General features: G+C 66.5%; 24 protein-coding genes. 15 read left to right on the forward strand and 9 right to left on the reverse strand.

From position 1 onward, the window contains the following. Positions 1-48 precede the first annotated feature (48 nt). Together HH308_RS18320 and HH308_RS18325 are read right to left on the reverse strand one after the other, a co-directional pair. Positions 49-1,422, reverse strand: coding sequence for a glutamine synthetase family protein (locus HH308_RS18320; RefSeq protein ID WP_312870687.1), 1,374 nt, complete (start codon positions 1,420-1,422; stop codon positions 49-51). Further along, on the reverse strand, positions 1,412-2,032 hold the full coding sequence (locus tag HH308_RS18325; protein ID WP_170195668.1) for a hypothetical protein: 621 nt from the start codon (positions 2,030-2,032) through the stop codon (positions 1,412-1,414). The genes HH308_RS18320 and HH308_RS18325 overlap by 11 nt, the downstream gene beginning before the upstream one ends. A 188-nt stretch (positions 2,033-2,220) precedes the next feature. Here HH308_RS18325 and HH308_RS18330 point away from each other — a divergent pair, with 188 nt between their 5' ends. Then, the gene (locus HH308_RS18330) at positions 2,221-2,823 is read left to right on the forward strand and encodes a TetR/AcrR family transcriptional regulator (protein ID WP_170195669.1); all 603 of its coding nucleotides are present in this window, start codon (positions 2,221-2,223) and stop codon (positions 2,821-2,823) included. 464 nt (positions 2,824-3,287) lie between these two features. On the opposite strand, the gene HH308_RS18335 is transcribed toward HH308_RS18330, so the two are convergent. After that, entirely contained in the window at positions 3,288-4,250 is a 963-nt protein-coding gene (locus tag HH308_RS18335) for an alpha/beta hydrolase (protein WP_170195670.1), read from the reverse strand. A 105-nt stretch (positions 4,251-4,355) separates the two neighbouring features. After that, a complete protein-coding gene (locus HH308_RS18340; RefSeq protein WP_170195671.1) occupies positions 4,356-5,042 on the reverse strand; it encodes a TetR/AcrR family transcriptional regulator in 687 nt (228 codons plus the stop codon). A gap of 205 nt (positions 5,043-5,247) precedes the next feature. On the opposite strand from HH308_RS18340, the gene HH308_RS18345 reads away from it, so the two are divergent. The 5 genes from HH308_RS18345 (at position 5,248) to HH308_RS18365 (ending at position 10,313) form a co-directional block, all read left to right on the forward strand. Further along, the gene (locus tag HH308_RS18345) at positions 5,248-6,147 is read left to right on the forward strand and encodes a phytanoyl-CoA dioxygenase family protein (RefSeq protein ID WP_170195672.1); all 900 of its coding nucleotides are present in this window, start codon (positions 5,248-5,250) and stop codon (positions 6,145-6,147) included. Positions 6,148-6,198: 51 nt separating this feature from the next. After that, positions 6,199-6,849, forward strand: a complete 651-nt coding sequence (locus HH308_RS18350; RefSeq protein WP_170195673.1) for an MspA family porin — start codon at positions 6,199-6,201, stop codon at positions 6,847-6,849. A gap of 90 nt (positions 6,850-6,939) precedes the next feature. Then, positions 6,940-7,596 (forward strand): MspA family porin, encoded by a 657-nt coding sequence (locus tag HH308_RS18355; RefSeq protein WP_170195674.1) that lies wholly within the window; start codon positions 6,940-6,942, stop codon positions 7,594-7,596. Positions 7,597-7,654: 58 nt separating this feature from the next. Further along, on the forward strand, positions 7,655-8,653 hold the full coding sequence (locus tag HH308_RS18360) for an NAD(P)H-dependent flavin oxidoreductase (protein WP_170195675.1): 999 nt from the start codon (positions 7,655-7,657) through the stop codon (positions 8,651-8,653). A 37-nt stretch (positions 8,654-8,690) separates the two neighbouring features. Then, positions 8,691-10,313 carry a long-chain fatty acid--CoA ligase gene (locus tag HH308_RS18365; protein WP_170195676.1) on the forward strand — a complete coding sequence of 541 codons (1,623 nt, stop codon included), beginning with the start codon at positions 8,691-8,693 and terminating at the stop codon, positions 10,311-10,313. Positions 10,314-10,905: 592 nt separating this feature from the next. On the opposite strand, the gene HH308_RS18370 is transcribed toward HH308_RS18365, so the two are convergent. Both HH308_RS18370 and HH308_RS18375 read right to left on the reverse strand, forming a co-directional pair. After that, positions 10,906-12,702: an FAD-dependent oxidoreductase gene (locus tag HH308_RS18370; RefSeq protein WP_170195677.1), complete on the reverse strand. Its 1,797-nt coding sequence runs from the start codon at positions 12,700-12,702 to the stop codon at positions 10,906-10,908. A 59-nt stretch (positions 12,703-12,761) separates the two neighbouring features. Next, complete coding sequence (locus HH308_RS18375) at positions 12,762-13,262, reverse strand: winged helix-turn-helix transcriptional regulator (protein ID WP_170195678.1); 501 nt, start codon at positions 13,260-13,262, stop codon at positions 12,762-12,764. A gap of 107 nt (positions 13,263-13,369) precedes the next feature. On the opposite strand from HH308_RS18375, the gene HH308_RS18380 reads away from it, so the two are divergent. From HH308_RS18380 to HH308_RS18400, 5 genes are all read left to right on the forward strand, one after another. Further along, positions 13,370-14,332: an esterase/lipase family protein gene (locus tag HH308_RS18380; RefSeq protein ID WP_170195679.1), complete on the forward strand. Its 963-nt coding sequence runs from the start codon at positions 13,370-13,372 to the stop codon at positions 14,330-14,332. Between the two features lie 87 nt (positions 14,333-14,419). Beyond that, complete coding sequence (gene ssd, locus HH308_RS18385) at positions 14,420-15,475, forward strand: septum site-determining protein Ssd (RefSeq protein WP_170195680.1); 1,056 nt, start codon at positions 14,420-14,422, stop codon at positions 15,473-15,475. Beyond that, complete coding sequence (locus tag HH308_RS18390; protein ID WP_312870688.1) at positions 15,472-16,659, forward strand: TadA family conjugal transfer-associated ATPase; 1,188 nt, start codon at positions 15,472-15,474, stop codon at positions 16,657-16,659. The genes ssd and HH308_RS18390 overlap by 4 nt, the downstream gene beginning before the upstream one ends. After that, entirely contained in the window at positions 16,653-17,453 is an 801-nt protein-coding gene (locus HH308_RS18395) for a type II secretion system F family protein (protein ID WP_170195681.1), read from the forward strand. Before HH308_RS18390 ends, HH308_RS18395 begins: the two co-directional genes overlap by 7 nt. Continuing rightward, positions 17,450-18,034 (forward strand): type II secretion system F family protein, encoded by a 585-nt coding sequence (locus tag HH308_RS18400; RefSeq protein ID WP_170195682.1) that lies wholly within the window; start codon positions 17,450-17,452, stop codon positions 18,032-18,034. Before HH308_RS18395 ends, HH308_RS18400 begins: the two co-directional genes overlap by 4 nt. Before the next feature lie 371 nt (positions 18,035-18,405). On the opposite strand, the gene HH308_RS18405 is transcribed toward HH308_RS18400, so the two are convergent. The 3 genes from HH308_RS18405 to HH308_RS30480 form a co-directional block, all read right to left on the reverse strand. Further along, on the reverse strand, positions 18,406-19,275 hold the full coding sequence (locus HH308_RS18405; RefSeq protein ID WP_170195683.1) for an RNA polymerase sigma-70 factor: 870 nt from the start codon (positions 19,273-19,275) through the stop codon (positions 18,406-18,408). Between the two features lie 20 nt (positions 19,276-19,295). Next, complete coding sequence (locus HH308_RS18410) at positions 19,296-19,880, reverse strand: carboxymuconolactone decarboxylase family protein (RefSeq protein WP_170195684.1); 585 nt, start codon at positions 19,878-19,880, stop codon at positions 19,296-19,298. Between the two features lie 71 nt (positions 19,881-19,951). Continuing rightward, positions 19,952-21,559 carry a helix-turn-helix domain-containing protein gene (locus tag HH308_RS30480; RefSeq protein ID WP_170195685.1) on the reverse strand — a complete coding sequence of 536 codons (1,608 nt, stop codon included), beginning with the start codon at positions 21,557-21,559 and terminating at the stop codon, positions 19,952-19,954. 169 nt (positions 21,560-21,728) lie between these two features. On the opposite strand from HH308_RS30480, the gene HH308_RS18420 reads away from it, so the two are divergent. The 4 genes from HH308_RS18420 to HH308_RS18435 all read left to right on the forward strand — a co-directional run bounded on the left by HH308_RS18420 (position 21,729) and on the right by HH308_RS18435 (position 26,359). After that, positions 21,729-22,841 carry an NDMA-dependent alcohol dehydrogenase gene (locus tag HH308_RS18420; protein ID WP_170195686.1) on the forward strand — a complete coding sequence of 371 codons (1,113 nt, stop codon included), beginning with the start codon at positions 21,729-21,731 and terminating at the stop codon, positions 22,839-22,841. A 31-nt stretch (positions 22,842-22,872) separates the two neighbouring features. Further along, a complete protein-coding gene (locus tag HH308_RS18425) occupies positions 22,873-23,757 on the forward strand; it encodes an AAA family ATPase (protein WP_170195687.1) in 885 nt (294 codons plus the stop codon). Between the two features lie 107 nt (positions 23,758-23,864). Then, complete coding sequence (locus HH308_RS18430) at positions 23,865-24,725, forward strand: vWA domain-containing protein (RefSeq protein WP_170195688.1); 861 nt, start codon at positions 23,865-23,867, stop codon at positions 24,723-24,725. Positions 24,726-24,853: 128 nt separating this feature from the next. Beyond that, positions 24,854-26,359, forward strand: a complete 1,506-nt coding sequence (locus HH308_RS18435; RefSeq protein WP_170195689.1) for an aldehyde dehydrogenase family protein — start codon at positions 24,854-24,856, stop codon at positions 26,357-26,359. The last annotated feature ends 102 nt before the right edge of the window (positions 26,360-26,461 follow it).

Below are 26,461 nucleotides of genomic sequence, written 5' to 3' on the forward strand. Positions count from 1 at the left end.
TCTTCTCCTTGGCGTGTGCTGCGGTTGGTTCTTCGTTCGGATACGGGCTCAGGCGAGTTCGAAGTAGCGCTTCGACTCCCACACGGAGAGTTGGTCGTCGTCGCGTTCGGTCTCGGTGTGGTAGGTGATCCATTCCCACCGGCGGACACCGATCCAGTTATCGATGAACTCGTCGCCGAGGTACTCGCGCAGCGTCGTGTCGTTCTCCAGCGCCTCCAGGGCGGAGTACAGATCGGCGGGGATACGCGGCACCACCTCGCCCGGTGCGCCCCACGCCATCAGGTTGAACGCGGCGGGCGGCTCGGTCTTGTTGTCCAGACCCGACAGGCCGGCGGCGAGGAACGACGCCATCGTGAGGTAGCAATTGGAGTCCGCGGACGGCAGCCGGTACTCCAGCCGGGTCGCGTGGGGACCGTCGAGGACGGCGCGTACCGCGCAGGATTTGTTCGCGATTCCCCACGTCACCGTGGTGGGCGGTCCCTCCAGGTCGAGCAGCCGCCGGTAGGAGGTGATCGTCGGCAGGGCGAAGCTCGTCGCGGCTTCGAGTGAGCCCATCACGCCGCCGAGGAAGTTGAGCATGCGGTCACTGGGTTGGGTGACGTCGGCGGCGTCGAAGAAGACGTTTCCGTCGTCGTCGGAGACCGACACGTTGAGGTGGGCGCCCTGGCCGTACTCCGCGGACCACTTCGACATGAACGTCACGGTGCGGCCGAGCGAATAGGCCACCTCGCGCATCACCTGTCGGGTGCGGGTGCAGCGGTCCGCCGCGGTCACCGCGTCGGCGGGCGGAAGATTGAACTCGATCTGTCCGCTGGCCGCCTCGTCCGACCATCCCTCCCATTCGATGCCGAGTTCGTCGAGCCGCGCGGTGACCGCCTCGCCGTATTCGACGAAGTCGGGCGATTTCGCGAGAATCATTGCGGCGCCGGCATTTCCGCCGAGTGGAGTGAGGTTCTGGTAGTCCTGAGCGCGCGCCTGATCGATGGACTCCACGAAGACGGTGGCCTCGATCTCGACGGACGCCTTGACCGTCAGACCGCGGTCGGCATAGGCCGCCACGATGCGCTTGAGTGCCTGACGCGGGTCGGATTGCACCGGCTCGCCGTCGGCGGTCCAGAAGTCGCAGATCACCGAGGCCGTTCCCGGCTTCCATTCGAGGAGGGTGCTCTCGTCGGGCCGCAGCGAGATCTCGGGCATGAACGCTCCCTGCCGCCAGGACGGCAGCCGGTAACCCAGATGAGCGTGGTTGGAGAGGTCGAGACCGAGGACCAGGTCGGCGATGGCCACTCCCTTGGTACGAGCAGAGCGGTATTTCGCGGGCGACAGCATCTTGCCCAAGAGCGCGCCGTCGAGATTCGTCGCCTCGATGCGAACGGTCTTGACGTCGTCGATGTCGTCGAATGCGGGGCTGTCAGAGCTCACCACACACCACCTTCTGGTTGGCGCCGAACAGCGCGGAGAAAACAGGGAATGTCATGTTGATGCCGAACTCGCCGCCCTCGAGGACCTCGAAGAGAGTCGAGCGACCTTGGAAGAAGCTGGTCAGCGCGGCCGCGGTGCCGAAGACGCCCTGTCCGTCGGGTTCGTGATCACCGAGTTCGGTTACGGACTCGTCGTCGGCGCAGCAGACGTTCAAGCCGATCGGCATGCCCGGCGCCGCCGCGGCGCGGGTCCAGAACGCATCGGCCGCGGTGCGCCAGTCGACGTCGCTGCGCGTGAGCAGCGCGGCGATCGCCGAAGCGAAGTCGTCGGTCGCGGGCCGGCTGGGCGTCGGATCCGACCACCGGACCTGCCAGGTGTTCTCAGCGTCCGCGGTGGCGTCCGCGGCGACGATCAGCTCGCCGTCGACGACGCTGACGTGCGCTTTCTGTGCATCGGAGGCCGACATCAGCGTGACGGTGTCGGTGCCCGCGGGGACCTCGGCGCCGCGAGCGAGTCCCTCGCGCAGACACCGGGCAACCGATAGCACCATCGGGGTGCGGCGCCCGGAGATCTGTACTCCGCCGGGCTCGGGGATGGACGGGTGAGACATCGTGAACCTCTCTCGATCGTCTGTCATGATCATTTGATTTACTCAAACGATTAACTCATGTGACACAGCCCACGTCAAGTGTTCGGTGTGAGGTCGTTCGGCAAAGCCGACTATCCTGGCGAATGACGTATCCAAATGATTAAGTCGGGCCAGGTGTTCGCTCGGTCCGGCCGAGTGAGGAGTTCGCGATGGCGCATATCCCAGCTGTCGAACGTCGACGCCAGATCATCGAGGTGGCGGCCCGGGTGATCGCACGCGAAGGCGTCGCCAAAGCGACGACGCGGCGTATCGGCGCGGAGGCGAAGGCCAACATCGGCACGCTGCACTACACCTTCGGCACCAAAGACGAGCTGCTCGACGCCACCTACGAGTACTGCTGGGACATGGCGCGGGAGATCGTCGACGCCGCGGTCGAGGCGGGCGCGGGGCCCGGTGGTACGGCTCGCGAATTCCTGTCGCGCTACGCCGAACTAGCCATCGCAGACCCGGATCTCATTGCGGCGCAATACCAATTGCTGTGTTGGGGAATCACGCAGCAGGCCCGCAAGGAACAGTCGGGCGAGTTGATGGGACAGCTCGACGACCTCGTCATCGAAGCGCTGGATCGCTCCGATTGGGCGCACGGGCTACCGATCAGTCATCACCGGCTCGGGCGGATCATCGTCTCCCTGATCGACGGAATCCTGCTGCGGTTCATCGTCACCCATTCGGCAGACGAGTGCCGAGCCGACGTCGCCACCGCCACTGAGCTACTCGAAACCCTGCTTTCGGCGCCCGCGCCGAGCAAGTGAGACGCGTAGTTCGCTCGCTGTCGTGCCGAAGCGACTTTCCCGCTCCCCGAGTGCCGAAGCGACTTCCCGCTCCCCGAGTGCCGAAGCGAGGAACGAGGGTGACCACCCCGTTCCCCGAGTGCCGAAGCGAGGAACGAGCTTCGGTGTAACGAGGGGTCTGGTGAGCCGACGATCGCAAGCCGACCCGAACACTCGTTACCTGAATAGTCAACTGTTTCAAGGTGTTTGGTGCGTTGGCGTCGTCGGCTCGCGTGGTTTCGACACGGGCCTACGCTAACGCTCTGGCCCGGCTCAACCAGCGGGCGGAACAAGTCCTGGCCCGGCTCAACCAACGGGCGGAACAAGTCCTGGCCCGGCTCAACCAACGGGCGGAACAAGTCCTGGCCCGGCTCAACCAACGGGCGGAACAAGTCCTGGCCCGGCTCAACCGGCGGGGTGGAATACGCTCTGGCCGGCTCAAGGACTCAACAAGCGGGAGTCACTGCCGCCAGAAATGCGCAGATGGCGTCGATCGCCTCGCCGGTCTGGGCGAACTGCCCGACCTCGGGTACGAATCCGTGAAAGACCCCGGGATACCTGATCGCGGTCACCTCGACGTCGTCGGCGTGCAGGCGCGCCGCGAATGCCTCGGCGTCGTCGCGGATGGGGTCGACCTCGGCCGTGATCACGATCGCGGGTGGCAGTCCGCGCAGGGACTGTGCGCGCATCGGCGCCGCGAGCACGTCGCCGGGCGCGCGGGAGGATCCGTCGACATAGTGCGCGAAGCACCATTTCGCGTCGGCCGTGGTCAACAGGGGAGCGTCGGCGAACTCGGTCCACGAGTCACTTGCGAATCGGTCGTCGACGGCGGGATAGATGAGCACCTGGGCGGCCGGTCTCGGACCACCGCGTTCTCGGAGATCGAGACATGTTGCGGCAGTGAGGTTTCCACCTGCCGAGTCGCCGCCGACGGCGATCAGGTCGGAGTCGATGCCGAGTGTCGCGGCCGACTCGTGCAGCCAGGCGAACGCGTCGAGCGCGTCGTCGAGGGCGGCCGGATAGGGGTGCTCGGGTGCGAGCCGATATTCCAGCGACACCACCGTCCACCCCGACGTCCGCGCGATCGTCCGGCAGAGCTCGTCGACGCCGTCGAGCGTTCCGAGGATGAATCCGCCGCCGTGCAGGTACAGGAGCGCGGGTGCGTGCGCGGAGTGCGTGTGCCGGTACACCCGAGCTCCGACGTCGCCTGATCGCGTGGGGATTCGTATCGTTTCGACCACGTCGACCGGCGTCGGAGGGGCATCTGACGGCTGCGTTGCGGTAATCGCGCGAGCTGCGTCGACGCCGAGTTCGTGCAGTGGTGCGGGCAACGCCGCGGTGATGCCGTGGGCGACGGCCCGGGCGTGGTCGTCGAGGAGATTCCAACAGAGTGGTGTGTCAAGAGCCATCGTCGTCATTCCCTGCCGAGGTGCTCAGCGCGACTGATCCGCGCTGAGAGTCATATGATCATGTCATTTGACTCTCGGAATGTAAGGATTGCAACAGGAAGTGACTCAGCTCACTTTGACCCACGACACCAACGACGCTGCCACGGGTTTCGGTGCGTGCGGCATCGGTTGCGAGGGGGGCGGCGTCACGCCGACGGTGTCGCGGGTGCGCGCGGCGATCCAGGCGTCGAGCACTCCGAGCAGGATGTCCGCCTGTTTGCGGGCTTCCGCGACGTCGCCGAAGACCGCCCAGCTGATGGCGAATCCGTCGGACATCGCGCCGATGACATAGGCGAGGTCGTCGATCAGTCCGGGCGGGATCGTCGGATCGCCGTCGGCGGCGTCGGCGAGAATCGACTGGAGAGTCTGTGTGACCTCGTCGTAGACGTCCTTGGCTTGCTCGTCGACTTGACGTTGGGCCCAGCTGATCAATTCGAGTGCGGCTTTGGCGAAGTCCGGTTTGGTGATGTACCAGTCGAGCAGGCTGCGGAGGAGTTCCCGCGCGGTGGCCGCGAGACCCTCGCTGATGTTGTTGCGCGCCAACACATCACGATACTCCGTCACGACATGCTGGAACACTGCGGCAAATAGCAGTTCCTTGGTCGCGAAGCAGTAGTGCAACGTCGCGAGGGGCGCGTTGGCGTCCTCGGCGATTCGGCGCGTGGTAGCGCCGTCGACGCCGCGTGCGGCGATGACGCGTACGGCGGCTGCGACGAGATCGGCGCTGCGCTCCGCGGCGGGGATGCGAGCCATGTCGTCTCCATTCGAGTTTCACGATCGGTTGACAAAGTCAGTCTTGATGGTAACGCCCTAAGCAAGGCGTTCGAATGATCGAGTCATAGGTCTTGATCAGTTGATTATTTTGCTCTATGGTTATGACCGCCATCACACCCCGACCGCCCGACGTCATCTGTCACGTCGCACGAAGCGCGGGGGCGCGCTCACGAAAGGCATCACCATGACCACCCCGACTCTCACCCGACTGACCCCCACCGCCACGGCCGACGATGCCGTTGCCGTCATCATGCGCGACGGTGGAGTGATCATCGAAGGACTCTTCGACGACGCGACGATCGAAGGACTCAAGAACGACCTCAACCCTGTGCTCGACGGCCTGGACACCGGTCACGACGAGGTCTTCGCCGGTAGCAAGACCAAACGAGCGAGCGGCTTGTTCGCGCGTACCGAGCACATGGTCACCATCGCGATGAACCCCCTCTACCGTGCGATCGCGGACTCGATCCTCAACAAGCCGATCGACATCTTCTTCGGTGAGGACGCGGTGCCCAGCCCCGCGGGAAAGAACATCGGAGCGACGATGGCCATCAAGATCGGTCCCGGCCAAGGTGCGCAGCCTCTGCATCGTGACGATTCGGTGTGGCTGTGGCGCCACCCCGGTTACGGACGCGAAGCGCGAGTGCAGATCATGGTCGCGGTCAGCGACTTCACCGCGGAGAACGGCGGGACCCTGGTCATTCCGGGTTCGCATCTCTGGGACGACACACGTGCGCCGCGGCGCGACGAGGCGGTGCCGACCGAGATGAAGGCGGGTTCGGCGCTCATCTGGATCGGCTCGACGTATCACGGCGGTGGGCAGAACACGACTACCGATACCTACCGGTTCGGACTGTCGATGGGCTACGACCTCGCCTTCCTCCGGTCGGAGGAGAACGCCTTCCTCACCTACAACCTCGATGACATCCGCAAGCTGCCTAGTGAGCTGCAGCGTGAACTCGGTTGGTCGTCCGCGCACTACCTCGGCTGGGTCGAAGTCGGCGGACAGATGGCAGATCCGATGGATCTCCTTGCGCGCGAGGAGTATTCGTCGATCGACGCCGGACTCCCCGCGTCCGTCTGACAGTCACTCACCACCCAACAAACTTTCAAATCAAACCCAGGAGACATCCATATGCCTATTAATTACGTTGTGCCGCTGAGGCGTTCGGCAATCCTCACAACCGTGGCCGCTGCTGCGATAGCCGGAGTCTGCTTCGTCGGCGCCGATGCGGGTGCGGGGGTGTTGCCGGATGGGTTTAAGCGGGTGGTTGGTGGTGATGGTCGGGTGGTGCAGATGTGGCGGATCGGTGAACGGGCGCAGCCGATCACGTCGGTGGCCAATAATGGTGCGGGTCGGGCGGCGACCATCTCCGGCAAGTATCGGGTGACCGTCAGCCGCGGCGGCGGGAATGTGCAGTTGGGGTATCTGGTGGGTTGTCAGGTCCAGTTGGGTGATCTGACCGCCGGGGCCACCGCGGTGCTTTCGGCGGTGCCGAGTGTGTCGGGGTCGATTTCGTTGCCGTTGGCGCCGGGTCAGGTCGTTGATGTGGCCAATGTGTTCAACCAGGATTTCGCGACGCACACACTGTCGTTGGAGACCCAGCATCAGCAACTCGATGTCCAGGGCTGCGGCGGGTACGCCCAAGCGCGTAGTTATGTGCGGGTGATCGCCGCCGACGGCTACACCTCTGACGGGGTGGGCGGGTCGAAGGGCGGCACCGTCTCCGGCAGCGGCGCGATGGTGCAGGCCACCCTGTTCGGTGCCCCGTTCAGTCTCGGATGAGCTTCACCACCAGCCATGCCACAACCTCAATCCACAACACCTCTGTCCGCCCGTTTGATCTTGCCTCGACGTGTCCCGAAGGAACCGATGATGACCCGCTACTCCCTGGCCCGTTCTGCCCGCCTGTTCGGTACGGCGGTGACGGTGTTCGCCGCACTGGCGTTGACTACCCCGCATGCTCAGGCGGCGCCGCTGCCGGGTGGGTATGCCGCGCGCACTCTCGATGATGGGACCCGGGTCACGGTCCGGTTGGTGGGGGAGAAAGTGGGGTTGCAGGGCGCGAGTGTGGCGGCGACCCCGACGACGCGGGAGGGGTGGCTCAGCGGCACCGTCGAGGTGAGCGTGAACGGGAAGGCGGTCAACTACACGGCTGTCTCACCGGGCTACGACGTGGGATGTCAGGTGAATTTCTCCGGTGGTGGGGCCAGCGGCGGCGCCGGTGGGGATACCCAGGGGGCCAGTAACAATGTGAACGCCGGCGCGGTGGTGACCCTCGGCCCAGGGAAAGCGGCCTGGGTTCCGGTGATCGCCACCACCTCGGGGGACACGACGGCCTACAAGTACTACACCGTCAACTCGTACACGTTCACCGGGCCGTCGGGCAGTGTCACCTACAGTCAGCAACCGTTCCGGATCAACGGGTGCGCCGGCTACGCCGCCGCCCGCGCCCGCATCATCGTCGAAGTCTCCACCCCCTCCGTCCGCACCTGGATCACCCTCATCGGCCAACAATTCACCCTCGGATGACCTCGTCCGGCGACCTCACTTATTCCACGCACACATATTCGATGAATTGAGTCAATTCATGTTCAGTACCCGCTTCACCGAGACATTCGGGATCGATCATCCGCTTGTCTGTGGTGGCATGACCGCTGTCGGGACCGCCGATCTCGTTGGCGCAGTTGCCAACGCCGGTGCGCTGGGATTTCTCACCGCGCTGACCCAGCCGACGCCAGAAGCGCTCGCAGCCGAGATCGTGCGTTGCCGCGACATCACCGATCAGCCGTTCGGCGTTAATCTGACGATCCTGCCCACCATCACTCCGGTGCCCTACGACGAGTACCGCGACGTCATCATCGACATGGGCATCACGATCGTCGAAACGGCCGGCGGAAACCCGGCGCCGCACCTGCCACGCTTCCACGCCGCCGGCGTGAAAGTGATTCACAAAGCGGTCAGCGTGCGCCATGCCCGCAAGGCCGAGCAGTTGGGCGTCGACGCCGTGAGCATCGACGGTTTCGAGTGCGCGGGGCACCCCGGCGGCGACGACATTCCGGGACTCGTCCTGATTCCGGCAGCGGCGAAGGTGCTCGATGTTCCGGTGATCGCGAGCGGTGGAATCGCCACCGGGGCGGGCCTGGTCGCCGCGCTCGCACTCGGAGCGGATGCGGTGAACATGGGGACGCGCTTCATGGCGACTACCGAGGCACCCATCCATGAGAACGTCAAACGCCAGATCGTCGCCAATTCGGAACTCGACACCCAGATCGTGTTCCGTGAGTTCGGCAACACCGCGCGAGTCGCGCGCAATACGGTCTCCGTGGAGATCGCACAGATCTCCGGGCACGAGGGCGCGACTTTCGACGACGTCGCGCACCTCGCGAGCGGCGCTCGCGCCCGAGCGAACGTCTACGGCGAGGGCGACGTCGAGGGAGGAATGTGGTGGGCGAGTCAGGCCCAAGGGCTGATCGACGACGTCGCCGACTGCGCCACCGTCGTCCACGACATCATCGCTGAAGCCCAAAGCATTGTCGCAGAACGACTTCCCGGATTTCTCGCCCCCCAACCAGCGACCACGGCATGAGGACGCCGGCAAGCCTCACCGATTCAGGAGCAACCCGATGTTGAGCACGATGCAAGACTCCCAGTTGTCAATTGCCCAGTTGCTGCGCTACGGCAGCACTTTTCACGCTGATCAAGAGGTGGTGACCTGGACTGAGTCCGGCGCCCGGCGCCGCAGCTATGCCGAGGTCGGTCGCCGGTGCGCTGCCCTCGCGCATGCACTCCGCACACTGGGTGTGACCGGCGACCAGCGCGTCGCGACGTTCATGTGGAACAACGCCGAACACCTCGAGGCGTATCTGGCGGTTCCGTCGATGGGCGCGGTAGTGCATCCCCTCAACATCCGACTATTTCCCGATCAACTCGTCCACATCGCGAACCACGCCGAAGATCATGTCGTCATCGTCGACCAGAGCCTCCTGTCGCTGCTGGTGCCGCAGCTGCCGCACCTGAGGTCGGTCAAACACCTGGTGATCACCGGACCGAACGTCGACGATGTCGACGTTCCCGCCGGTATCGAGGTCCACTCGTACGAAGATCTGCTCGCGTCGTCGCCGACCGAGTTCGACTGGCCGGAGATCGACGAACGCGCGGCTGCCGCGATGTGCTATACGTCGGGCACCACCGGCGACCCCAAGGGTGTCGCCTACTCGCACCGCTCGATCTACCTGCACTCGATGACCGTGTGTACCACCGCCGGTCCCGCGCTCAAGCAGGGCGATCGGGCGTTGGCGGTCGTACCGCAATTCCACGTCATGGCGTGGGGGCTTCCGTACGCAGCCTTCATGACCGGTGCCTCGCTGATCATGCCGGACCGGTTTCTGCAGCCCGAACCACTCGCCGAACTGATCGCAGCCGAACGGCCGACCTTCGCGGCCGCGGTGCCGACGGTCTGGCTGGGGCTCCATCGTCACCTGCAGCGCCACCCGCAAGACGTGTCACACATCGACGAGGTGATTGTCGGTGGGTCCGCGGTTCCGGCGTCGCTGATGCATACCTTCGCCGACGATCACGGCATCGGAATGCTGCAGCTCTGGGGGATGACCGAGACCTCGCCGCTCGGATCGGTGGCGAGGCCGCCGGCCGACGCCGAAGGCGAGGAGCGCTGGCGCTACCGCTACACGCAGGGGCGATTCGCTCCTCTTGTTGAGGCACGGCTCATCGGGCCCGACGGCGCCGTGGTACCGAATGACGGCGAGAGCATCGGCGAACTGGAGGTCCGGGGACCGTGGGTGACCGGCGAATACTACGGCGTCGATGCGCCGGAGAAGTTCCACGACGGCTGGCTGCGCACCGGAGACGTCGGCTCCATCAGCCGCGACGGCTTTCTCACGCTCACCGACCGTGCGAAGGATGTCATCAAGTCGGGTGGTGAGTGGATCTCGTCGGTCGATCTGGAGAACGCCGTCATGGCGCATCCCGCAGTCATCGAGGCGGCGGTGATCGGCGTCCCCGACCCGAAATGGGACGAACGACCGCTGGTTGCCGTCGTGCTGGATGAGAACGCCGACGTCAGCGTCGCGACCCTGCACACCTTTCTCACCGACCGGGTGGCGAAGTGGCAGCTGCCGGAGAATTGGGCCATCGTCGACGACGTTCCCAAGACGAGTGTCGGAAAATTCGACAAGAAAAGGCTGCGCTCGCAATTTCACGACGGCGACTTGACGGTGACCAGGATCTGATAGTCGGCAATTCGGATTGCCCTACAGATAAACGGGTGGCGCAACAATAATTGTTGCGCCACCCATTTTGTCTGTAAGGTAATTTGGATTGTCTGCACGTGCGGCGGACTGAAATTGCGTTCAAATCGCCAACGGGTCAGCGGCGGCCGATCTCGCTTATCCCGGACCGGGACACATTGTGATCTGAAGGTGAACTCGCATCCCCCTCGCCGGCATCGAAGGGCAGTCTGCCCTCCGACACCCGTCGCGGGGATGCGTATGCACACCTCAACCCACCTCAGTCACCACCGAAAAGTCCTCGCACCCACTGGTAGTACGGTGTCGCATTTAAAGAGTTGTATGACGTTGCGTTTCTCTGCTGGTTGAGCGAGCGGAGCGAGTCGAAACCCCGCCGGCCGGACGATAACGAAACCCACAGCGTCACAGTGGTTTCGACTCGGCTTCGCCTAGCTCAACCAGCAGGACACGGCGAAGCAGGGTGCGCGCAAGATATCAATACCATTAGGCACGACACACCACTAGTAACCGTACGGCCCGACAGTCCCACCTGAGCCGACGGCCGCAACCCTGGCGCTGGAGCGTCTCCTATACGCTACGTATGCCCCACCGACCCGCCGATCTCGACGATCAATCTCTGTAGCTCATCTACGTGATCCTGATATACGCCCCGCGGCGTCGTCGCGTGCTCGACGCACAGCTTCGCGGCAGCCGCGGTGGCGATCGCGTGCTGGCCGCCGTTGCCCATGAACTTCGTCACCGACCCGGCGACATGAGTCACGCTGATGTGTTTGCCAGCCATCATCAGATTGTCGACGTCTGCCGAGTACAGGCAACGGAACGGCACTTCGAACGGGGTGTCGTCGCGGGTGTCCCACTTCCAATCACGCAGCCGGAAATCGTATTTGTCGTGGCCGCCGTAATGCAGACAGAATGCCCCCGAGTTCCACGCCGCGGTGTCAGCGAAGTCAGCGTGTTCGCGGATGTCGTTCTCGGTGAGGATGTAGTCGCCGCGGTATCGCCGGAATTCGCCTTGCGCGGGAACATGGGCAACCCAATCAAGAGTCAAATGCGCATAATTCTTCGGCTCCAGGGTTTTGACGTTGGAGAAGGTCCCGTAAATCGCACACAGCAAGTGATCGCGAATGTGTTCGGTGTCGGTATACGGATCGAGATGTTGGCCGTACTCCCAGAAGTGACTCAGCGGACTCAGCATTCTGCGTCGCGTTGCCGGGTCCGGAGTCCGTGCGTGACCGGCAACCGGGCCGGCGCCATTGTCGACGCCGGGGCGCTGCAGTTGGCCACCGAGATCGGCGTAATCCCGAGCGACGTCGACGGCCCACGGCACCGGCGGAAATCCGGTCGGTTGGTCGGCCTCACGTGTCCGGAAGAACACCGTGTTTCCGTGATGCGACTCGATGCGCTCGGTCGGTGCGAGCGACTCGTCGAACTCGTCGCGACTCTCCTGTCCGAACATCGTTCGCGCTCCGGCGAGCAGTCCGAGGATCGCCGTGCCCGAACAGTCGATGAACACCGACCCCCGCAATCGACTCTCCCGTCCGCTTCGGGCGTCTCGCGCGTCGACCGACGTGATCGCATCGCCGGTGCGTACTACGTCGTAGACCTGGTGTTCGAGGAACACGCTGACCGTGGGTTCGGCGTCGAGCAGCGCGAACGCGACGAGGTCGCCGTCGTCGGTGCGCGCCGACAGTTCCTTGATCAGCGCCCCGGTCTCGCCACGCGGGGTGATACCGATTTCGACGCTGGCATTTCCGCCGAGCACCGGGCGATTTTGGACCAGCGCGACGGTCAGGCCGAGCCGTCCGGCAGCCAGAGCCGCCGCGCATCCGGTGACGCCGCCCCCGACGACGACGACGTCGAAGGTACCGCCGTCGACGGGCTCGTCGGGCAGTCCGCGTAACCGACGACGCCACGCCCGCGCCTGCGGGCCCGCACCGTTGGGCGGTTCCGCGTCGCCGGTGCTCAGGTAGACGGCGTCGCATCGGCCGTCGAAGCCGGTCAGATCTGTCAGCGCGATCTGAGTGGGGCCGCCGGCCAGCTCGATTCGTCCGGCATCCTGCCACGACCAGTCCTGTCCGTTCGCGCCGAACTCCACCGGCAGCGGTTCGCCGCCGATGGTGACGCGGAACCGCCCGGGATGGTGCGACGGCACCCAGTCTTTCGAGCGAACCCAGACGCGGTAGGAGCCCGGGTCGACGTCGATCGTGGTCACGGCGTCGGCGACGGGCAGGCCCAGACCGTGCGCCAGCAGGTAGGGCGACCCCATCTGTGTCTCGAACTGGGAGTCGAGGAGCCAGCCGCCGTAGTCGTCGAACTCCTCGGCTTCGATGAGGATGTCAGTCGTCGGCGCGTGGGGGAGTGGGTCCGGCATGGGAAGCCTCTTTCGTGAACATCAAGGCTTCTCGCCCTGTCACCACTGAGGATACCCGGCTAGCTTTCAATTTGACAGTCAGATGACCGGTTCGATGTGCCGACGGCCGTCGGTCCCGCGTTGGTCACCGTGTCGCGATGATCGAGTGCCACCCCGGGATGTGCCGGGCAGGCGACGACTGCGGCGACCTGTTCGCCGCAGTCGCGGTGCCGCACCTGCCACGACCCGCCGCCTACGGGCGCCCGATGCTTGTCGCCCCAGTTGAGCAATGCGATCAGGACGGGAAACAAGTCCAGACCCGCGGCCGTCAGTCGGTACTCGCGCCGCGTGCGCATGCCGGGTTCCCGATACTGGATCGATTCGACCAGCCCCGCGTCCTGTAGCTCACGCAGTCGCCGCGACAGCACGGCCTCGCTGATCCCGACATGCTGTTGCATCTCGTCGAATCGATGCACCCCGTTGAACATCTCGCGGATCACCAACATCGACCACTTCGCGCCGACGACGTCGAGCGCGGCTTGAACCGAGCAGTTCTCGGTACTCACATCCAGCCATCGCATGCCGTTCAGCGTAGGCCGCCGGCGCTGAGACGATTCAGCTGATTCGTCCCCGTACCAAGCAACCGCTTGGTAGGCTCGCTGGGTCAACGGCAAACAGGGGAGTGACCATGAATCGCACACGTCGACTCGCGACGGTGCTCGCGGCAGTCAGCACGGCACTCGCGCTCGCGATGGGACTGTCGTCGACGGCGAGTGCCGCCCCGACGTCGAGACTCCCCGAGGACTACAGCTTCTTCGCCGGCATCCCGTATGAGTTGTCGCACCCGGGCGGGTCGCTGCCGGGCTCCAACGACTTCTCCTGCAAACCGACGCCCGCACACCCGCGTCCGGTCGTCCTCGTGCATGGCACCGGCGGCGCGCGGACCACCAACTGGGGCGCCTACGTGCCGATGCTGAAGAATCGCGGCTACTGTGTCTTCGCCCTGACCTACGGCGCGATTCCCGGTCTGCCCTGGCCCGCCACGGCGGTCGGCGGCATGGGCTCGATCGTCGACTCCGCCGGTCAACTCAAGCGGTTCGTCGATCGAATCCGCGCTGCTACCGGCGCGAAAACCGTTGACATCGTTGGGCATTCGCAGGGCACCTACATGCCGACCTACTACCTGAAGAAGCTCGGCGGCGCGCGCTACGTGACCAAGTACGTCTCGCTGGCGCCGCTCTGGCATGGCACCGGCGGCGATCTTCTCGCTCCGGTCGCGCGCTTCATGGGTCAGTTGACGAACACCGACGCATGGCTGCCGGTCTGCAATGCGTGCTCGCAGATGTCGCCCGGGTCGGCGATGAACGATGCGATCTGGGCGGGTGGCTCGCCGTACGTCAAAGGTATCGACTACACCAACATCTCCAGCCGCTACGACGAACTCGTGCTGCCCTACACCAGCGGTCAAGTCCCCGGACGTCCCGGCGAGTCGGTACACAACATCGTCGTACAGGATTCCTGCGCAACCGATTACAGCGATCACCTGGCCATCGCCGGGTCGCGGCGCGCGGCATATCTGGTGCTCAACGCGCTCGATCCGGCCCATCCGGTAGCGGTGCCCTGCGTCGTGGTGCCCCCGTTCACCGGGTAATCCACAGCAGCCGGGTTATCCACAGATCACCTGTGCGAAACCATTTCTGACAGAGTCGGTCTCCGCTGCGTCGGTGACACTGGGCCGATGAATTCTCTGCTGGCTCTCGTCTCCGACGACCTGCGCGACTCGGTGGCGCAGTGCGCGGCCGCCGCCGGCTACCAGATGATCGACGCCGACGTGGCCTCCTGCGGTCGTGCCTGGCGCTCCAGCCGGGCGGTGATCGTCGATCCGGTGAATATCCTTGCCCTGGAAAGCCGTTCGATGCCGCGCCGCGACCTGGTCGTGCTCGTCGCCAGGTCCGCCGAACCCGCCGGGGTGTGGCGCGCCGGTGTGGCGCTCGGGGTGTCAGCCGCGTTCGAGCTGCCCGACGACGAGCCGGCACTGGTCCGGCACCTGTCGCAGTCACAGCGGGCTTCGGCCGGTCCGGGAAGCGTCGTCGCGATCCTCGGCGCCCATGGCGGTGCAGGCGCCACCGTCTTGGCCGCGGCGACGGCCATAGTCGCAGGCGACGAACGCCACGCGCTGCTCGTCGATGCCGACGAACTCGGTGCCGGAATCGATCTCACCCTCGGCGTCGAAGACCAACCCGGGCTGCGCTGGCCCGATCTCACCGCCTCCACCGGACAGATCGGCGCCACGGCCCTGCATGATGCGTTACCGACTGCCGGGCAACGACTTTCGGTCCTCACCGGGCGCCGAGACGATCGCCGGCCGATCGGGGCGTCGACCCTGAGCGCCGTCGTCGACGCCGGGCGAACGGCCGGTGACGTTGTGGTGGTGGATGTTTCGCGTGCCGACACCGAAGTCACCCGCACCGCACTCGTCGGCGCGGACGTCGTAATCCTGGTCCTCACCGCGAGCGTCGCGTCAGTCGCGTCGGCCCGCGCGGTGCGCACCAGACTGCTCGACGCCGCGCCCGTCGTCGAACTCGCCGTCCGCGGACCCGCGTTGAGCGGCCTGCGCGCCGCTGACGTCGCCGACGCGGTGGGCCTGCGGTTGCTGACCGCGTATCGCCCAGATCCTCGATTGGCGAGCCGCCTGGAAACGACGCCGCTGAGCCGGCTGATGCGAAAACCGTTGCGCCGTGCGGCGGTCGACGTCGTCGGACGTGTCTTGCGGGCTCGGCCGGTGGCGTCGTGAACGCCCAGGTGCCCGAGGATCGCGACGCGCTGCTGGACCGAGTACGGACCCGGCTGGCGGCGTGTTCGTCGGAGCCGACGCCGGCGTTGATCGCCGATGCCATCCGCGCGGAGGCGCGGGGCATGCTCGGTGATACGGATCTTCTTGCGGCTCTGCGGTTTCTGCAGACCGAGCTGGTCGGGGCGGGCAGACTCGAGGACCTGCTCGCCGAGCCCGACGTCGCGGACATCCTCGTCGTCGGGCCCGATCAGGTCTGGGTCGACCGCGGTTCCGGACTCGTTCGGGTGCCGATCGTCTTCGACGACGAGGCGTCGCTGCGACGACTCGCCGCCCGTCTGGCGTTGGGCGCGGGTAAGCGGCTCGATGACGCCCAGCCGTGGGTCGATGGGCAGCTGTCCAACGTCGGGCGGCGGGGTTATGCGGTGCGCCTTCATGCGGTGATCCCGCCGATCAGCCCGGACGGAACATGCCTCTCGTTGCGGGTATTACGATCGGCCACACAGGATCTCGGTGCGTTGATCGCCTGCGGGGCGGTGCCGCACGACGCCGCCGAGCTGCTGCGCCGGGTCCTGCGCGCCCGTCTCACGTTCCTGATCTCCGGCGGGACCGGCGCAGGCAAGACAACCCTGCTCAGTGGTCTCATCGGCGCCATCGACCCGTCCGAGCGGATCCTCTGCGTCGAGGACGCTCCGGAGCTGGCGCCCGACCATCCACATCTGGTTCGGCTGGTCGCTCGGACCGCGAATGTCGAAGGGATAGGCGAGATTCCGATGCGAACGCTGGTGCGACAGGCCCTGCGCATGCGACCCGACCGCATCGTGGTCGGGGAGGTCCGCGGTGCCGAAGTGATCGACCTGCTCAGTGCGCTGAACACCGGCCACGACGGTGGCGCCGGGACGGTGCATGCGAACTCGCCGGCGGAGGTGCCGGCGCGCATGGAAGCTCTTGCGGCACTTGGCGGAATGGACCGGATGGCGTTGCACAGCCAGTTGGCGGCGGCGATCTCGTTGGTGTGCGGCGTCGTTCGACGCCGCGACGGTTCGCGTGGGCTCGCTGAGATCGGCGTAGTACGCCGTGGTGCCGACGGATTGGTTGTGGTGGAGCCGATCTGGCTGCGCGAGCGTGGATTCACGCCGCAGCGCGCACTGCTCGACGACGTTCTCGACAGGCGAACGGCATGCTGACGCCCATCTGGTGCGCGACCGGGGCATTGGTGCTGCTCTGGTGGCCGCCACCGCGGGAGCGCCACCGCGTCGTCGACCTCTCCGGTGAAGAACTGGCACGACGCCGCCCGCGGTGGACGCCGGTGGCCGCGGTCGTCGTTCTCGGCGGTGGGCTTCTTCTCGATCCGTCGGTCGCCGTCTCGGCCGCTATCGTGGCGGTGTTGGGAATCTGGTTGCAGCGCAGGTCTTCTCGGCGAGAGCGGCTGCATCGCGAGACTACCGACCTGTTGTCGGCGTTGTCGGCGATCACGGCGGAACTCTCAATCGGGACGCCACCGCCAGCCGCCTTCGCCCTGGCCGGAGCCGAACTCGCCGAACGTGATTCGACGGTGTCGGAGACGATGCGCACCATGGCGTCGCGAGCTGCGCTGGGAGGTGCGCCGCGTGCCGAATCGAGTGCAGTCGGCGGCCCGATCGACCCGCAGTGGCGTCGAATCACGCTGGCGTGGGAGATCGCGCACGAGTCCGGCGTACCCATCAAGGACCTCTTGGAATCCGTCCGGTCTGACTTGGCCGCACGACGAGGGTTCGCCGCGCGGACCGACGCCGGGCTCGCCGGACCGCGTGCCACCGCAGCGGTGTTGGCACTGCTGCCGATCCTGGGGATCGGTCTGGGCCAGGCCCTCGGCGCTCATCCCATTGCCATTCTCGCCGGCGGCGGGATGGGCGGTGTCTTGCTCGTGGTGGGTACCGCACTGGGTGCCGGGGGACTGTGGTGGTCCTTGCGTATCGCCGACCATGTTGTGGCGCAATGATGTCTACGTTGGTGATGGCAGTCGCGATTGCCGCGGCGATGTGGATGTGGCCCGCGTCCCGATGGTCCCTCTACCGAGTCACTCGATACGAGCCACCCGCGCGCGAGGCGCGGTGGCTCGGAGTACCGCGCGACTCCGCCGATCCGTTCGACGTCGCGGCTGCCTACGACCTGTTCGCGATCTGCCTGCGCGCGGGCTTGCCGGTGAGTGCTGCGGGATCTGCGGTAGTTCGTTGTCTGCCAGGCCAATTGGCGCAGCCATTGCAGCGGTCGGTCGATCTCCTCACGCTCGGCGCCGACCCCGAACAGGCATGGCGAGAGCTGGAGACGACGCCGGCGCTCGCCGACCTGGCGGTGCTGGCTCGACGGTCGGCGCGGGCGGGGTCGTCGATGTCGGACGGTCTGCTGGAGTTGGCGGCTCGTGCCCGAGAGCAGGCCGGCGACGCCGCCTTGGCCGCCGCCGAGCGTGCGGGCGTGAAAATCAGCGGACCCCTCGGCCTGTGCTTTCTGCCTGCCTTCGTGTGCTTGGGAATCGCACCGGTGGTGATAGGCCTGGCAGGCACGGTGCTGGGCGGAATGTAACCACAGCTCCCCTCGTTACACCGAAGCTCGCGAGCTCGCTTCGGCACTCGGGAAGCGATAGGGCGCGCGGGCGGACCCCGGTCCCCGAGTGCCGACGACGAGCTTGCGAGGCGTCGGTGTAACGAGGGGCCGGCGAGCCGGGCTCGTCGACGCAACCACCACTGTGGTCCTTGAAAGCCTCACGCATCCAACGTCTTTCACCCTACGTACGGAGACCTTGAGTTCCGAAAGGCCTGGAGGGAAGCAGGCAATAGCCGAACTCCCACGGCGGCAATCCCTTCCCACGGCGGTAGCTACCGCCGTATTTGCGGGTTGCCGCCGTAAGTGTTCGACGAGCGCGGCGCGAAGGAACCGCAGCAGCGCCAGATGACCTACCGATTCAACCGCACCTCGTGCGCGAACCGCTCCAGCTTCTCCGGGTTCCGGATGGCGTAAATCCTTGTGATCACACCGTTTTCGACGATGACCTCGACGGCGGTGTCGAGCCGCCCGTCGACCACCACGCGCCCGCCGATGCCGCCGTTGATGATGCCGGTCTCGACGACGGCGTTCGGCTGGAACCGCGACAGGCCACTGAGCAGTCGTGCCACCGCGAGTGCTCCGGTGACGGGCTTGCGCGCGGCGGTCACGATGCCGCCGCCGTCGGCGATCAGCACGACGTCGGGTGCCAGCGCCGCCAGCAACGCGTCGATGTCGCCGCCGGCCACCGCCGCGAGGAAGCGCTCGGTCACGGCTTGCTGCTCGGCCCGGTCCACCTGAACGCGCGGTCGCCGGGCGGCGACGTGATTGCGCGCGCGATGCCCGATCTGCCGCACCGTCGCCGCGGATTTGCCTAGCGCAGAAGCGATTTCAGCATATGACAGGTCGAAGACCTCCCGCAGCACGAAGACCGCGCGCTCGGTGGGCGTGAGAGTTTCGAGCACCGTGAGCATCGCGATCGAGACGCTTTCGGCGAGTTCGACGTCGTCGGCGACGTCCGGGGAGGTCAGCAGCGGCTCGGGCAGCCACTCACCGACGTAGTCTTCCCGACGCCGGGACAGACTGCGCAGCCGGTTCAGCGCCTGGCGGGTCACGATGGTGACCAGATAGGCGCGCGGATCGGCGACGGTGTCCCGGTCGACGTCGGACCACCGCAGCCAGGTCTCCTGCACCACGTCCTCGGCGTCGGCGGCCGAGCCGAGCATCTCGTAGGCGACGGTGAACAGCAGGCTGCGGTGATCGACGAACGGATCCTCTGTCATGAGTCGAGGCTACTGACGACTCAGGCGACGACGTCGCGCGTCGGCTTCGCGAGCGCCAATTCGCAAGCGGCAGAGAACCCTTGGGATTCGATGCCGAGTGCGTTGTTGCCGCGGGTCGTCGCATTGGCGAAACCGATCACCGCGGTCAGCTCGACGACGGCGGCGGCGCCGAGCGCGGCGGTCAGGCCGTCGACCATCTCGTCGGTCACCGTAGGCGGGGTGACGGTCATCGCCTCGGCGTACCCCAGCACGTCGCGTTCGAGCGGACTGAACACGTCCGACTCGCGCCACCGCGGCACCTGGCTGGCCTTGCGCTCGTCGAGTCCCTCGGTGTGGCTGAGGAAATAGTTGAGATCCAGGCACCACGAGCAACCGACCAGGGAGGCGACGGCCATGTGTGCGAAGGTCTTCAGCTGCTCGTCGCAGTCGTTCCACTTGCGGACCTTGCCGCCGAATGAGTTGACCCCCTTCACAACCGCGGGGCTGTGCCACATCACCTCGGCGGGTTCGGGGACGGCGCCGAGCATCTTGGCGCCGAATCGCTTGACGAGGACTCCATAGAATCCGGTGAGTTCTTTCTTGGGCAGGCGGGCTGTGGTGGTCATGTCGTTCCTCCTCGGTGTTTTCAACGGGTCATGCATGAGACACCGCGGGAGGCGAAAGTGTGACACCACGTTCAGTACGTGGAAATCCGCAACGACCTCATCTTCGCGTACAGCGTGGTACGCGAGATACCGAGCGACTCGGCGGTCCGCACCTTGTTGCCATCGTTCTCCCGCAGGGCAGCGATGATCGCCGAGCGTTCGGCCCGTTCGATCGGTGCCATCTGCCGCGCGGGCCCCGACGACCGGTATGCCTCGGGAAGGTCGTCGACGGTGATCGCTCCGTCCGAGCGACGGCCGACGACGTACTCCACCACGGTCCGCAGTTCGCGCAGATTTCCCGGCCAGGGCTGCGCGGCCAGCGTCTGCAGCGCCCCGGGCGTCAGGTGCAGGGTCGCCGGGCCCCCGACGGCGCGGATCATCGTGCTGACCACCCGCGGCAATTCCGACACACGGTTGGCGAGCGGCAGTAGCTCGACGCGCTCGGTGCACAGGCCGGCGAGTGCCGCGGCCCGGCCGGTCAGATTCTCCACCGGCCCCGACACCAGGATGAGCTGGGCGATGCGACTGCCGTCGCCGAGCCGGTTCATCACCACGGCCAGCACGTCGTCGTCGAGCAGGTCGACACCGTCGACGCACACCAGTCCCTGCCCGGTCCCCACCGCCGCGTCGAAGTCGCGCACCCACGCGGCCGGCCCGTCCAGCAGTGCCGATGCCGCCGACAGCACGGCGAGCGGGCGAGTCCGGGCGATCTGTCGTACCTGCGTGCTGCGCCCCGACCCCGGCGGACCGCTGATCAGGATGGGTTCCTGGGACCGCGGCAGCGCGGGCCGCCCCCCGACGCTGCGCTTATGGAGCCCCTCGATTTCCAGCAGCGCTCCCGTGCGCGTGCCGCCGACCCGGGCGGCCCGCACCGTCGCCTCGACGCCGGATTCGAGGGTGATGGTGATCGAACTGTCGTCGCGTACGTCGCCGGCGATGATTTTGAGCAGGGCGAAGTCGGCGGTGCCCAGCATGGCCATCGCCGCCTGGTTGGACATCAGCAGGTCGTGGCCGATCGCGACGACCGCGCGGCGTCGGCCCGACTGACGTTGAAATGCGGCGAGAAGTTCCCGGTCGGAGGCCCGCCCGCCGTCGAGAAGGCGCTGTTCGATGTCGGCGACCGCGCCGGCGACGAGCGCGGGCAACAACGGATTGGTGGTGTCGGCCAGGACGCTCAAGTCGAGCACGCCCTCGATGCGGCGCGTCGTCGGGTGAAAGATCGGATGCCCGTAACAACTGAACTGGCGCAACGGCACTGCGAAATGTTCGACGCTGTTGACGCTCATGCTGCGCCTGGTCTCCAGGACGGTGCCGGGTGCATTCGTCCCGACCAGTTCCTCGACCAGCGACGTGCCCACTTCCAGGCCCAGCGCGTCGAACGCGCGCAATGAGTCGCGGTCGTCGCACCATCGATGTGCCACGCGGCCCTGCCGATCGACGAGCAGCGAGGAATAGTCCGATCCTTCCAGCCGTGTGGTGAGCTCGTTGAGAACGGGCAACGCGGCTGCCAGCAGCGGTCCCGCCTGATCCACTTCCCCCTGAACCACTTGATCGAATACCGCTTCCGGGTCGAGGCCGGCGGACGTCGCGCGATGCCACGACTGAGCTATGGGCTCTCGGAAGGCTCCGATGGCGGACACGGTGGACTCCCGATCTGGACGTTGAGAGGCGGTATTGAGACTGAGTCTTATCACCGTTGTACCGACGGCGACAACAGTGTTCAGATTCTGAACACCCGTATGTCGCCAGAAGCGGCAGAGTGGTCTATGTCACTGAGTCAACTGACATCCCACCAGGAGGAGTCATCCTATGAAGACCAAGGCCGCAGTCGTCTACGAAGCGGGCAAGCCCATCGTCATCGAGGAACTCGAACTCGACGACCCGCGCGACGGCGAGGTTCTGATCCGCTACACCCACGCCGGACTGTGCCACTCCGACGTGCACATCGCCCACGGCGACCTCGAAGCGCGTCTGCCGATGGTTCTCGGTCACGAGGGCGCCGGAATCATCGAGAAGGTCGGCCCGGGCGTCACCCGCGTGAAGGCGGGCGACCACGTCGTGTGCAGCTTCATCCCGAACTGCGGAACCTGTCGCTACTGCGCCAGCGGCCAACAGTCCATCTGCGACATGGGGGCCACGATCCTGGAGGGCTACCTGCCCGGCGAGCGCTTCCCGATCACCGGACCGCGCGGCCAGTACGGCGCGATGTGCATGCTCGGCACCTTCAGCCAGTACGGGGTGATTCACCAGAACTCCTGCGTCAAGGTCGACGACGATCTCCCGCTGGACAAGGCGGTCCTGGTCGGGTGCGGCGTGCCGACCGGTTGGGGCGCGGCCGTCAACACCGCCGACGTCCAGCCCGGTCAGACCGTGCTGGTGATCGGCGTGGGCGGCATCGGCATCAACGCCGTTCAGGGTGCGGCGCTGGCCGGAGCGAAGAATGTCATCGCAATCGACCCGCTGGCCAACAAGCGCGAGAAGGCGATGGAACTGGGCGCGACGCACGCCTTCGAGTCCACCGCGGCGGCGATGGACACCATCACCGACCTCACCCGGGGTCAGATGGCCGACTCGGCGATTCTCACCACCGGACTGATGACCGCCGAAGTGGTGGAGGGCGGCTTCAACGCGATCGGCAAGGGCGGCTCGGTCGTCATCACCGGACTCAACAAGCTCACCGAGACCACCATCCAGTTGCCGGGGTCGATCCTCACGTTGTTCCGCAAGAACGTCAAGGGCAGCCTGTTCGGCGACTGCAACCCGACCGTCGACATCCCGCGCATCCTGGGCCTGTACCAGTCCGGCGACCTCAAACTCGACGAGATCATCACCAAGACGTACACGCTCGACCAGGTCAACGAGGGCTACGACGACTTGCTCAACGGCAAGAACGTCCGTGGCGTCGTCGTACACGAGCACTGAGTCGACGTAGAGAGGACTGCACGAGACCGACATGACGACAGTGTCATCAGACGTCGAGGTCATCGATCGCGCCAGGGAAACCGAGCTCCTCGAGGCGGCGTTGGCCAGCGGCGCCAACATCCTCCTCGAGGGGCCGCCGGGAACGGGCAAGTCCACGCTGCTGCGGCGCGTCGCCGCACGTAGACACAGCGCATTCGCGCTCGTGGAGGGCAATGCCGAGCTCACCCCGGCGCGCCTGGTCGGGTACTTCGACCCGGCGCAGGTACTCAGCCGCGGCTATCACCCCGATGTCTTCGTCGACGGCCCGCTGCTCACCGCGATGCGCGACGGCGGGCTGCTCTACGTCGAGGAGCTCAACCGGGTGCCCGAAGAGACGCTCAACGCGCTGTTGACCGTCATGTCCGAACGCGAGATGACGGTGCCGCGACTGGGCACCGTCCGGGCGGCCGCCGGGTTCGGCGTGGTGGCCGCGATGAATCCGTACGACGCCGTCGGGACCGCGCGCGTGTCCAGCGCGGTCTACGACCGCACCTGCCGTATCGCGATGGGCTACCAGTCGGCACGCGCGGAGGAACAGATCGTGGCCCAGCGGGTTGCCGGGCCCTCGGAGGACTGGGTCGCGCGGGTGGTCGAATTGGTTCGCGCCACCCGCGATCATCCGGAGCTGCGCGTCGGCTCCTCGGTCCGCGGAGCCATCGACCTGGTGGGACTCGCCGGTCAGCTCGCTCGTGTGCGCGGCGTCGACGGCGACGATTGGCAGGCGGGACTCGACGCCGCGCTGGTGGCGCTGAGCGGGCGGATCAGAGTCGACGAATCGTCGCTGCGAACTCCCGAAGCGGTGATCGAAGAGCTGTACCGGCGCATCTTCGGCGCTGCGCCCTCGAGTGCGGAGGACGGATCGCCGGGGGAAATCTGAGCCCGCCCCCAGCCGGGGCGGGCGCACCCCCGCCGGCCGACCAGAACGGATCGGAGCCACCGAATTCGCGTCGCGGCCGACCCGACCGCACCACTCCCCGCCACGAAATGGCTCGTCACGCGCGGTTCAGCGAGCTGTCTCCGGAAGTGGGGGAGCTCGACGTCGACGCCGTTCGCGAGGCCGTCGCCGACGATCCGGACACCGTGCTTCCACTGCTCGCTCTGATGAGCCGGGCGACCGACCCCGAGCTGCGGCGCAAGGTGCAGTCGTTGGTCCCGCGGCTGGTCATCGACCGTGCGCGGGCCGGACCGCACGGCAAGATCGGGTCCGGGCGGCTGCGTCCGGTCCCCGCCGACCGGGGCGGCGACCTCGACCTCGACTCGTCGATGGAGTCGGTCGCCGCCGCCTACGCCGCCGGACGCAGTCCGCGGCTCGACGAACTCGTCGCGTCCGCGTGGCAGCGACCCGGCACCGCACTGTGCCTGCTGATCGACCGTTCCGGGTCGATGGAAGGCGCTCAGTTGGCTACCGCGGCGATGGCCGCGGCGGCCTGCGCACTGCGGTCGAATCAATCGGGCGGCGAACTGTCGATCGTCGCCTTCGACCGTCGTGCCGAAGTGATCGTGCCGCTCACCGCACCCACCGGGGTCGACAAAGCGGTCGAGCAGGTGCTCGGCCTACGCGGCCACGGAATGACGTCGATCGATGCGGCATTGCGTTGTGCCCGTGAGCAACTCGCGGGTGCACGCGCCAAACGGCGGATCACCGTGCTGCTGTCGGACTGCCGGGTGACCGACGACGTCGATCCCGTTCCGTCGGCGCGGGCACTCGACGAACTCCTCGTCATCGCACCGGCTGCCGACGCCGACGCCGCGAGAGGCCTCGCCGCCGAATCCGGCGCACGCGTCGCCGAACTGGATCGATTGGTCGATCTGCCGCGCATCCTCGACGACCTGCTCGCACCCTGAGCGCCGGGCGCCGTGTGCGCCGGGCGCGCCCTGAGCGCCGGGACGAATGTCCAGATGTTGAACACCGCGCCGTCGTTTCTGCGACGAGCATCACAACCACGCAAACAATTCGGATCCTTGGAGGAACCATGACCGATCTACTGAATCCCACGTCCGCTCTGCTGCCCGCGGTATCCGACTGGCTCTCGCGCCCGAAACAACTGTTCATCGGGGGCGACTGGGTCGACGCGGCGTCGGGGCGCACATTCGAGACCCGTGACCCGGCGACCGGCGAGGTGCTGACCCAGATCGCCTACGGCCAGGCCGAGGACGTCGATCGGGCCGTCCGCGCGGCGCGTACCGCGTACGAAGGCGAATGGGCGCTGTGTACGCCCGCGCAGCGGCAGCGCCTGCTGTTCCGCATCGGCGAGGCGATCTACGAGCACGCCGAGGAACTGGCCCAGCTGGAATCGCTCGACAACGGCAAGTCGGCCGCGGTCGCTCAGGCGGTGGACATCACCTGGGTCGCCGAACTGTTCGAGTACTACGCCGGCTGGGCCACCAAGATCGAGGGGCGCACCATCCCCGTGTCGGTTCCGTGGGCGCCCGGCACTCAGTGGCACGCGTACACGCTGCGTGAACCGGTCGGTGTGTGCGGTGCGATCGTGCCGTGGAACTTCCCCCTGCTGATGGCGGCGTTCAAGGTGCCGGTGGCATTGGCCTGCGGCAACACCGTCGTACTCAAGCCGGCCGAGGACACCCCGCTGTCCGCGCTGCGGTTGGCGGAGATCATGGCCGACTGCGGACTGCCCGACGGTGTGTTCAACGTGGTGACCGGCTACGGCGACGCCGGTGCGGCGCTGGCCGCGCACGACGACGTCGACAAGATCGCGTTCACCGGATCGACCGAGGTCGGGCGTCTCATCGTCGACGCGGCCAAGGGCAACCTCAAGAAGGTCAGCCTCGAGCTCGGCGGCAAGAGTCCGCAGGTCGTCTACGCCGACGCCAACCTGGACCTGGCGATCCCGGGCACCGCGTCGGGCTTCCTGTTCAATCACGGACAGACCTGCACCAGCGGAACCCGACTACTCGTCGAGGATCGTATCTTCGACGAGTTCACCCAGGGCGTCGCCGACGTCGCCGCGGCCAGCAAGCTGGGCCCGGGACTCGATCCGACCAGCGAGGTGGGTCCGCTCGTCTCCCAGACCCAGCTCAACCGCGTCCTCGGCTACGTCGACCAGGGTTTGCGGGACGGAGCGCGAGCGCTCACCGGTGGTCGACGGCACGGCGATGCCGGCTACTACGTCGAACCCACCGTCCTCGTCGACGTCGATTCGTCGTTCAGCGTGTACCGCGAAGAGATCTTCGGTCCGGTGGTCGTCGCGACACCGTTCAACGCCGAGCGCGGAGTGGCCGCCGCCGCCAACGACACCCCCTACGGTCTGGCCGCCTCGGTGTGGACCCAGGACGCCACCAAGGCACATCGCACGGCACGACAGATCAAGGCCGGCACGGTGTGGATCAACTGCCACAACGCATTCGACGCCGCTCTGCCGTTCGGCGGCTACAAGGAAAGCGGCTGGGGCCGGGAACTGGGCGCCTCGGCGATCGACGCGTACACCGAACAGAAGTCGATCAACATGCTGCTCGCGTGAGCCGAACGGGGGAGTCATCCGCGGCCGATCGCCTCCAGACAATCATCAGGCTGACCCCCGAGGGCCGTGGCATGCGCAGCCACGAAGTTACTCGATCCGGCC

Source organism: Gordonia asplenii, assembly GCF_012933505.1.
GTDB classification, from domain to species: Bacteria; Actinomycetota; Actinomycetes; order Mycobacteriales; family Mycobacteriaceae; genus Gordonia; species Gordonia asplenii.

Bases quoted from the DNA above. Each gene is read 5' to 3' on its own strand.
- HH308_RS18325 (WP_170195668.1), bottom strand. From the start codon at position 2,032: ATGTCTCACCCGTCCATCCCCGAGCCCGGCGGAGTACAGATCTCCGGG.
- HH308_RS18330 (WP_170195669.1), top strand. From the start codon at position 2,221: ATGGCGCATATCCCAGCTGTCGAACGTCGACGCCAGATCATCGAGGTG.
- HH308_RS18335 (WP_170195670.1), bottom strand. From the start codon at position 4,250: ATGGCTCTTGACACACCACTCTGTTGGAATCTCCTCGACGACCACGCC.
- HH308_RS18340 (WP_170195671.1), bottom strand. From the start codon at position 5,042: ATGGCTCGCATCCCCGCCGCGGAGCGCAGCGCCGATCTCGTCGCAGCC.
- HH308_RS18345 (WP_170195672.1), top strand. From the start codon at position 5,248: ATGACCACCCCGACTCTCACCCGACTGACCCCCACCGCCACGGCCGAC.
- HH308_RS18350 (WP_170195673.1), top strand. From the start codon at position 6,199: ATGCCTATTAATTACGTTGTGCCGCTGAGGCGTTCGGCAATCCTCACA.
- HH308_RS18355 (WP_170195674.1), top strand. From the start codon at position 6,940: ATGACCCGCTACTCCCTGGCCCGTTCTGCCCGCCTGTTCGGTACGGCG.
- HH308_RS18360 (WP_170195675.1), top strand. From the start codon at position 7,655: ATGTTCAGTACCCGCTTCACCGAGACATTCGGGATCGATCATCCGCTT.
- HH308_RS18365 (WP_170195676.1), top strand. From the start codon at position 8,691: ATGTTGAGCACGATGCAAGACTCCCAGTTGTCAATTGCCCAGTTGCTG.
- HH308_RS18370 (WP_170195677.1), bottom strand. From the start codon at position 12,702: ATGCCGGACCCACTCCCCCACGCGCCGACGACTGACATCCTCATCGAA.
- HH308_RS18375 (WP_170195678.1), bottom strand. From the start codon at position 13,262: ATGCGATGGCTGGATGTGAGTACCGAGAACTGCTCGGTTCAAGCCGCG.
- HH308_RS18380 (WP_170195679.1), top strand. From the start codon at position 13,370: ATGAATCGCACACGTCGACTCGCGACGGTGCTCGCGGCAGTCAGCACG.
- ssd (WP_170195680.1), top strand. From the start codon at position 14,420: ATGAATTCTCTGCTGGCTCTCGTCTCCGACGACCTGCGCGACTCGGTG.
- HH308_RS18395 (WP_170195681.1), top strand. From the start codon at position 16,653: ATGCTGACGCCCATCTGGTGCGCGACCGGGGCATTGGTGCTGCTCTGG.
- HH308_RS18400 (WP_170195682.1), top strand. From the start codon at position 17,450: ATGATGTCTACGTTGGTGATGGCAGTCGCGATTGCCGCGGCGATGTGG.
- HH308_RS18405 (WP_170195683.1), bottom strand. From the start codon at position 19,275: ATGACAGAGGATCCGTTCGTCGATCACCGCAGCCTGCTGTTCACCGTC.
- HH308_RS18410 (WP_170195684.1), bottom strand. From the start codon at position 19,880: ATGACCACCACAGCCCGCCTGCCCAAGAAAGAACTCACCGGATTCTAT.
- HH308_RS18420 (WP_170195686.1), top strand. From the start codon at position 21,729: ATGAAGACCAAGGCCGCAGTCGTCTACGAAGCGGGCAAGCCCATCGTC.
- HH308_RS18425 (WP_170195687.1), top strand. From the start codon at position 22,873: ATGACGACAGTGTCATCAGACGTCGAGGTCATCGATCGCGCCAGGGAA.
- HH308_RS18430 (WP_170195688.1), top strand. From the start codon at position 23,865: ATGGCTCGTCACGCGCGGTTCAGCGAGCTGTCTCCGGAAGTGGGGGAG.
- HH308_RS18435 (WP_170195689.1), top strand. From the start codon at position 24,854: ATGACCGATCTACTGAATCCCACGTCCGCTCTGCTGCCCGCGGTATCC.